This is a genomic window from Wolbachia endosymbiont of Drosophila seguyi, from assembly GCF_028981765.1.
GTDB classification, from domain to species: domain Bacteria; phylum Pseudomonadota; class Alphaproteobacteria; order Rickettsiales; family Anaplasmataceae; genus Wolbachia; species Wolbachia pipientis.
In genome coordinates this window covers 1-6,336 of record NZ_JAPQLM010000110.1, presented here as the reverse complement: position 1 = coordinate 6,336, position 6,336 = coordinate 1, and the positions used below count along the sequence as shown (strand labels likewise).

Here is a 6,336-nt window from a genome sequence, read left to right as displayed (position 1 = left end):
CAATTTGAAAAACATATTGACTATATTTCTTTCTAAACTCCTCCTGTTCTTCGAGAAGAGGAAGATTCCTATCTAATATATCGATTATTTCTTTCCGCTTATTCAATATCACGTAATTAAAGAGGGAACTCTTCCCCTTCTTTTCATAATCGTCTGCTATTTTGTCAAAACACTTATTATCCTTAAACTCCAATTTCTCAAAATCTGAGAGCACACTTTGTACCTGAGTCTCATCGAATTGAAGATTTGCTTGAGGAGATAGAAGAGTCAACTTTTCTTCACTTTCCTTGGTACTCGAATTTTTGTAAAAACCATTCAATAGATTTACAATACTAGAAAACATTTCACACTTCTATTGTTATAAGTAAACTTGATTATATCTTAATGCTAAATGTTGTAAAGCTAAAATTAGAAACTAAAAAAGCTAACATAAGTTCTGCATTGTTTGCAGCTTTATCAGCTTATTAGGTAGAATTATTAAAGAACTAGTTGAACATATGTTATCAACTCCATCCACAAGTTCTCCGCTTGTTACTCCAGTTGCAATAAACACTGATTCACCTCTTGCCATATCTTTTACGGTGTAGATTTTTTCTGGGTCATGGATATTTAAATTTTTTGCTCTTTCTTTTAATTGATCCGTGTCAAATATTAATCTTCCCTCCATCTGCCCACCGATTGAACTCAGCGCTGCAGCCGCAAGCACCCCTTCTGGTGCCCCTCCTATTCCGATATACATATCATGATTGCCATTTACTAGTGAAACTACGGCTGCAACATCGCCATCATCTATTAGTTTAATTTTTGCTCCTAATTTCCTGATTTTCTCTATTAATTCATTGTGCCTTTCACGTTTAAGTACAGTTACCACGAGATCATTCACTTTGCATTTTTTTGCCTTGGCTAAATTGTCTAGATTCTTTTCAATGCTATTTTTTAGTGAGACTACACCCTCTGGAAGATTTTTTCCTACTGCTATCTTTTCCATATAAACATCAGGTGCATGTAAAAAATTACCTTTTTTCGTTGCAGCAAGAACGGACATTGCCCCTGATTTGTAATGAGCACAAATCGTAGTGCCTTCAAGTGGGTCAACGGCAATGTCGATTTCAGGACCATTTCCAGTGCCAACCTTCTCGCCAATATATAGCATCGGCGCTTCATCTCTCTCACCTTCACCAATTACGATAGTACCATTTATTTCCATTGAATTTAATACTGTACGCATTGCATCAACTGCAACCTGATCAGCCTTTTTTTCATCGCCGAAGCCTGCTAGTTTATATGCAGCAAGTGCTGCAGCTTCGGTCACTTTAACTAATTTATAAGCTAAATCTTCCATCATTTGCTCGAGAATCATAAATAAAGAATCCAATATATATCATGCAACTTTAGACTGCAATATGTCTTGACTGGTTGTGGGAAAGTTGCTGTAATAAACTAACATATAGTAGTAGGTTTAGTTATGGTATATAGTAATGATGATATTAGAGAGTTGTATCGAAAGATAGCTACAATTGTACAATATGATGATAAGGGAATTGCTAGTCTTAAAGATTTGCAAAAGGAACCAAAGTGGAAAGAAGTTAATTTCCAAGATAAATGTGAAGGAGACAATTCATTAGAAGACTTACTTCTAAAACATGCAACCGAAAATAACAACACACGCGTTAAGGATTTTCTCCTCCAAAATGGGTGTAAACCCCTTCAACAAGAGCAAATAACCGCAGCGATAAACAAGGAAGAAGAGGCACCTAATGTGGAAGAGAATAGAGCAGACAGTAATGAAGTAGATTCTAGTAACTCCATAAACCCTGGTATGACTGCTGAAGTACTTTACGGGCAACTAATACAAGGAAAAAAAACAAATTCGGCAATTTTTGACTCGTTTGCAAATGCTGTAAGAGAGTCCAATATTACCGGCGATCGTAGCGTATTTCTAGATGTTGTAAAATTGTTTACAGATTTAGATGCTGTAATCCATCTTACAGATACTGCTTCCAGGACTATATTGGATATAGCTGCAATAACAAAACAAGCTGACGTTGTTAAGGTACTTTTGGATAGTGGCAAATTTAATGAAGAAGAAAAATTGCATGCCTTGAATTCTGCTATTGTTCAAGGTAATGTCCAAGAAGTTGAGCTAATTTTAGGTTACGTGAGTCCTGCAAACAGGAAAGAGGCTTTAGAAGTGGCCATACAGGTAGGTAAAACTGAAATTGTTAATGCGTTCTTGAATAGTGGTAAGCTTAATGAAGAAAACAGAGCAAAACCTTGCAGCAGTAATGGGAACATTGGTAGTAGACCTATAGCAACAGTTCCTCTAACCAGTACCAATGGTGATAATCATAATAACAAAAACAAAACGCCTGTAATACCAGAGGAAACAAATACTAAGCAAACTGCCACACCAAATAATGATAATAAAGCTAACGGCTTCGTAGATGCTCAATTTTCTATGCCAAATGAACAAGAAACTAAATATAAAGAGAGCAAAAAGGATTTTTACACCTCATTGACAAAAGATGTTGTTGGAGTTGTTATTACAGGATTATTCATTACTGCTGCTGTAATGGTTCCATTTGTAGCTGGTGCAGTAGTTTGCAGTGTCATAGCTGCTTTGGTTGCAATATACACCGGGTTGCATGTAAAAAATTCTACATTACCAAGTTATAGGGAGATGAGAGAGAATGAAGTTGAACGTGTAACAGGATGTCATCCCAGTGCCCAGACACTGGGATCCAGAAAGCCATAATAAAAACTAGATCCAGCGTCACGCGCTGGAATGACACCCTCTGGTGGGCTCAAACCATATGAGTAGCCAACACTGCCACTATACTTACCTAGCAAATTTAGATCTAACACTAAACTGTGCTGCCACTAACTTTGCAATCGGTACTCTATAGGGTGAGCATGAAACATAATCCACCCCTGATTCGATGAGAAACTCTATAGATTTTGGATCTGCTCCATGCTCTCCACATATACCCAGTTTTATTTCTTTTCGGGTTTTTTTGCCTCTTTCAATGGCCATCTTGATTAACTCCCCTACCCCTTCGATGTCCAGCACTTCAAATGGGTCGTTTTCGAATATGTTGCTTTCCTTATAAGAATCGAGGAAATTAACTGAATCATCTCTTGAAAGTCCCATGGTTGTTTGCGTTAAATCATTAGTGCCAAAACTAAAGAACTCTGCATGTTTTGCTAACTTATCAGCAATCAGTGCTGCTCTTGGTAGTTCTATCATCGTTCCAATTGAATAAGCCTTGTCTGATGTCATTCCAGCGCGTGACGCTGGAATCTGCGTCTGGATCCCAGCTGAGATAACAGAGGATTCTTTCTTTGCTAGCTCGCATATCAGAATAAATTCTTTCTCGCTCATGATAAAAGGAATCATGATTTCAGGCTCCACTTCTATCTTCTTTTCTTTCTTTAATTCACTTGCAGCACTAAGTATTGCCCTAATCTGCATGCTATATATTTCAGGATGAGAAATAGCAAGTCTACAACCTCGATGGCCAAGCATTGGGTTCTTTTCTGATAACTGTGCTATTTTATTTTTTACTGACTCAACTGACTTACTAAGTGATTTGGCAATTTTTTCTATAGTAGACTGATCATTGGGTAAAAATTCATGCAAAGGTGGATCAAGCAACCGTATAGTGACTTCCCTGCCCTCCATAATAGAAAATATTTCTTTGAAATCAGACTTTTGCATTTCTTCTAGTTTAATGAGCGCATTTGCCCTTTCATTTTCATCGTCAGCTATTATCAACTTTTGAATGAATTCGATTCTATCACTAGCGAAAAACATATGTTCTGTGCGACATAAGCCTATACCTTCTGCACCGAATTCTTTTGCAATTTTTGCGTCTTTTGGAGTATCAGCGTTCGCTCTCACTTTGACCGTTTTGATTTCATCTATCCAGTTGATTACCGTTTTGAATTCTTGCGATAATTCAGGTGAAATTGTAGGGAGAATGCCAAGCATAACCTCCCCTGTTCCTCCGTTGATGGTAATTGGTTCACCTTTATTTACTTTTGTATCCCCTACAGAAAAGAAAGTTCCATCTTTATCGATATAAAGTCCACTCACACTGCAAATGCATGGCTTACCCATTCCACGGGTTACAACAGCAGCATGCGAGGTCATCCCTCCCCGTGCTGTTACTATGCCACTTGCAGCATTCATTCCATTAATATCTTCAGGACTCGTTTCTGACCTTACTAAAATCACTTTTTTGCCCTGCTCTGCAGCTTTTTCAGCATCACTTGCACTAAACACTACATATCCAGAAGCAACCCCTGGAGAAGCCGGCAGCCCCTTCCCTATTACTTTTTGGTCACTCTTAACGTCAAGAACTGGATGCAATAAATTGTCAAAGGTTTTTGGATCAATTCTCAATATTCCTTCTTCTTTTGTAATCGTTCCTTCGTTTACCATATCAACTATTATGCGAATAGCAGCTTCAGCCGTGCGCTTGCCAGACCTAGTCTGCAAAATCCATAACTTACCGTCCTGCACAGTAAATTCGATATCCTGCATGTCTTTATAATGCCTTTCAAGTTTTTCACATACCACGCATAATTCTCGGTAGACACTTGGCAGCAACTTCTCCATGGTGTTTTTTTGCTCTCCGTCAATTGGCATAGGAGTATAAACACCAGAAACCACATCCTCACCCTGAGCATTAATCAGAAATTCACCAAAGTATTTTTTTTCTCCAGTTGAAGGATTTCGTGTAAATATCACACCAGTTGCAGAATTATCATTTAAATTACCAAAAACCATTGCTTGCACGTTGACCGCTGTTCCAAGGTTTTCAGGAATATTATGTATTTTTCTATAGGAAACAGCCCTATCATTTTTCCAAGAAGCAAATACTGCATTCACTGAGCTGAGCAATTGCTCTTCAACGTTCTGCGGAAAATGTTTTCCTGTTTTTTCATGTACTATCCTTTTGAAATTGTTAACAATTTCTTTTAAAACATCAACATCAAGGTCAGCTAAGCTTTTTGCTCCACTCTTTTGCTGCTTATTATCAACAACATCTTGAAATAGGCGATGATCAAGCTGTAGTACAACATTGGAGTACATCATGATGAAACGGCAGTAGCTATCGTAAGCAAAACGTTCGCCACTTTTTTTTGCAAGCCCAACAACGGTTTCATCATTTAGACCAACATTTAAAATAGTATCAAGCATGCCCGGCATTGAACTAACACTACCAGAGCGTATGGAAACTAATAAGGGATTATTTAAATCCCCAAATTTACAACCGATGTCATTTTCGAGCATCGCCATGTAGTTTTTGATTCCACTACATATGTCATTCCAGTGCGTGACCACATTTTTTTCTGGATCCGAGTAGTCAGCTACTTGGATAACAGAAGATCTATTGTCTTGATAATAGACTTTGCAAGCAGAGGTGGAAATTGTGAAACCAGGTGGAACAGGAACACCAACATTGCACATTTCTGCTAAATTTGCCCCCTTTCCTCCCAGCAGATTTTTCATTTCTGCATTGCCTTCGCATTTACCCTGGCTAAAGTAATGTATTAACTTTTCCCCCGTCATTTTCTCCGGATTTTCACTGATAAACACATTGTACATATAGCTCCAATAAACCTGTGAGAACTTGAAACCTTAGGATAATAAATTTTACAAAATTTTGCAACAACGTTCCTTACAACAACATCAGTAAAGTTAACAAAAAAGACGACAAATTATTGAATTATTATTAATAAGAATATATAATATAAAGATACATTTAAAAATTTTTTTATGGCTCTTTCTAAATTTCTCGACCCCAAGAATGATGTTGCGTTCCGGCGTATTTTTGGTACTGAAAAAAATAAAGACATCCTCATTCACTTTCTCAATGATATTTTGGGGTTCACTGGCAAAGATGAAATAAAAGAAATAGAATTCCTCAGCACTATTCAAGATGCTGAAATTGCCTCTAAAAAACAAAGTATCGTTGATGTTCTTTGCAGGGATGAAAATGGGGTGCAAGTAATAGTCGAAATGGTGCGACCTGAAAGCCTTCGGTCATATTGTTTAAAAGGAGAGGAATTCATTCAGAAAGAAACTGAAAGGATTCTAAAGCTTATTGAACCAGATGTTTTGCCATCTGAGTCTACGCATCAGTGCGAATTGGGTAACCAGTTGGTGCCGAGCGACGCGGACAATGAACCTCCTCTTGATAAAGAAGATGCTCAATCGTGAGAGAAAGCATAAACTACAAGCATCATGTGGTTGGAGGGCTAGGCTTAGTGGTATGGTGAACGTAAGTGAAGCTTCATAAGTATCGTAACGATTAAAGAGCTAAAGAT

The 6,336-nt window shown here is 37.7% G+C and carries 3 protein-coding genes and 2 pseudogenes; 2 read left to right on the top strand and 3 right to left on the bottom strand.

What is annotated here, in order from left to right; translation table 11 throughout:
• Both OZD62_RS02480 and glpX read right to left on the bottom strand, forming a co-directional pair.
• Window positions 1-343 (bottom strand): annotated as a pseudogene (locus OZD62_RS02480) (hypothetical protein); the annotation flags it as partial.
• 81 nt (window positions 344-424) lie between these two features.
• Window positions 425-1,342, bottom strand: coding sequence for a class II fructose-bisphosphatase (gene glpX / locus OZD62_RS02475; protein ID WP_070356883.1), 918 nt, complete (start codon window positions 1,340-1,342; stop codon window positions 425-427).
• A 123-nt stretch (window positions 1,343-1,465) separates the two neighbouring features.
• Between glpX and OZD62_RS02470 the strand changes: the two genes are divergently transcribed.
• Window positions 1,466-2,755, top strand: coding sequence for an ankyrin repeat domain-containing protein (locus OZD62_RS02470; RefSeq protein WP_275019357.1), 1,290 nt, complete (start codon window positions 1,466-1,468; stop codon window positions 2,753-2,755).
• An 84-nt stretch (window positions 2,756-2,839) separates the two neighbouring features.
• On the opposite strand, the gene ppdK is transcribed toward OZD62_RS02470, so the two are convergent.
• Window positions 2,840-5,614 (bottom strand): pyruvate, phosphate dikinase, encoded by a 2,775-nt coding sequence (gene ppdK / locus OZD62_RS02465; protein WP_275019356.1) that lies wholly within the window; start codon window positions 5,612-5,614, stop codon window positions 2,840-2,842.
• 171 nt (window positions 5,615-5,785) lie between these two features.
• Here ppdK and OZD62_RS06120 point away from each other — a divergent pair.
• Window positions 5,786-6,031, top strand: a pseudogene (locus tag OZD62_RS06120) (PD-(D/E)XK nuclease family transposase); the annotation flags it as partial.
• Window positions 6,032-6,336: the final 305 nt, after the last annotated feature.

Bases quoted from the DNA above. Each gene is read 5' to 3' on its own strand.
- OZD62_RS02470 (WP_275019357.1), top strand. From the start codon at position 1,466: ATGGTATATAGTAATGATGATATTAGAGAGTTGTATCGAAAGATAGCT.
- glpX (WP_070356883.1), bottom strand. From the start codon at position 1,342: ATGGAAGATTTAGCTTATAAATTAGTTAAAGTGACCGAAGCTGCAGCA.
- ppdK (WP_275019356.1), bottom strand. From the start codon at position 5,614: ATGTACAATGTGTTTATCAGTGAAAATCCGGAGAAAATGACGGGGGAA.